The organism is Microcoleus sp. S13_C5, from assembly GCF_036700845.1.
Classification (GTDB): Bacteria; Cyanobacteriota; Cyanobacteriia; order Cyanobacteriales; family Microcoleaceae; genus Microcoleus.
The window spans coordinates 1-1,618 of the sequence record NZ_JAUBPR010000277.1 but is presented as its reverse complement, the minus strand read 5'-3'; the positions used below and the strand labels follow the sequence as shown (position 1 = coordinate 1,618).

Here is a 1,618-nt window from a genome sequence, read left to right as displayed (position 1 = left end):
GAAAACTGTTAAATCTCAAACAGTTAATCAGTGGTTTGACTCATTTCTATTGGTGGCCGGAGGCAAAAGTTTAATCACGGTTAATCAACCGGACATGATATGAGATGCTCACATTTTGAATTTTTAACTTGGTACATCACTATAATTATAGCAGAATAAAACGATAGCATTACTGTGCATGACTACCCAACTTTTTTCTGTTAAGATTAGAGAGCTTGAGGGTGAATACTAAAAATATAAATGAGGACTTAGGGTATGCAAAAGCGACAATTGGGGACATCACAAATTCAGATTACCCCGATAATTATGGGGACTTGGCAAGCTGGCAAGCGGATGTGGGTGGGAATTGAGGATGCTGAAACTGTCAAAGCAATGCGCGCCGCTTTTGGGGCAGGTATTACCACCTTTGATACGGCTGAGGTTTACGGAGAAGGGCATTCGGAACAAATTATCGGTCAAGCACTTTCAGATGTGCGATCGCAAGTAGTTTATGCTAGCAAAGTTTTCGCCAACCACCTGAAACCCGATTTGGTAATTGAAGCCTGCGATCGATCGCTAAAAAACCTCAACACCGATTATATCGACCTTTACCAAATCCACTGGCCCGCCGGCACTTGGAATTCCGAGTTAGTGCCAATTGCAGACACAATGGACGCCCTGAACAAGTTAAAAGAACAGGGGAAAATTCGGGCGATCGGCGTTTCCAACTTCTCCCGCGCCCAAATAGAAGAAGCGGCCCAATACGGACGCATCGACAGCTTGCAACCGCCATATTCTCTGTTTTGGCGCTGGGTAGAAAAAGATGCTATGTCCTATTGTGTGGACAATCATATCTCAATCATTGCCTATTCCTCTCTAGCTCAAGGAATATTGACAGGTAAATTCGGGCCAGAACACAAGTTTGAAGAAGGCGACCACCGCGCCAAAAATAAGCTGTTCATCAAAGAGAATTACGATCGAGTGCAAACAGCATTAAATCAACTCAGGTCAATTGCCGATCGCAACCAGACAAGCTTAGGCAACTTAGCTTTAGCCTGGTTGATTTCCCAGCCACAAACAAATGCAATTGTCGGCGCGCGCGACGGGGAACAAGCAGCCGAAAATGCTAAATCTGCTGAGGTAAAATTGAGTGAGGAGGAATTAAAAGAAATTGACGCGATCGGGCGCACCGTCACCGATCATTTAGACGATAACCCCGTTATGTGGAATTTTTAAAAGGGTTAACTTAGAACTAGCAGAACCTCTATATGTAGGGGGCGCCGAACCCCGCACCTTACCCCTATAAGTAGCGCGTAAAACCCTTTTGAGTATTAGTCCTATAAATTTTAGAAAGTCAAACAAGAGGTATAATATTTACTGCCTGCTGCAAATATTCAAAAACATAAAATCTAAAATCCATACTCCCAAATCCCCAATCTAAAATCTAAAATCTAAAGAGGTATAATATTTACTGCCTAGTGCAAATATTCAAGGCTCTACCGAACCTAGTATGTAAAAAAGTTAATAATTTTTATAAAAATTAACTACAAAGTATAAAAATGAGGCGCTGGAAAGCTATTATATATTGACTTACAGGTATTTTTATGATTAAATAAAGTTAGACATTGCATAAATTAAA

The 1,618-nt window shown here is 41.2% G+C and carries 1 protein-coding gene; it reads left to right on the top strand.

Features of this window, described 5'->3' with window-relative positions:
• The first annotated feature begins 255 nt into the window (after positions 1–255).
• The gene (locus tag QUA04_RS29570; protein ID WP_333264333.1) at positions 256–1,215 is read left to right on the top strand and encodes an aldo/keto reductase; all 960 of its coding nucleotides are present in this window, start codon (positions 256–258) and stop codon (positions 1,213–1,215) included.
• Positions 1,216–1,618 lie beyond the last annotated feature (403 nt).

Excerpts from the sequence above, each read along its gene's own strand:
- QUA04_RS29570 (WP_333264333.1), top strand. The coding sequence starts at position 256 with ATGCAAAAGCGACAATTGGGGACATCACAAATTCAGATTACCCCGATA.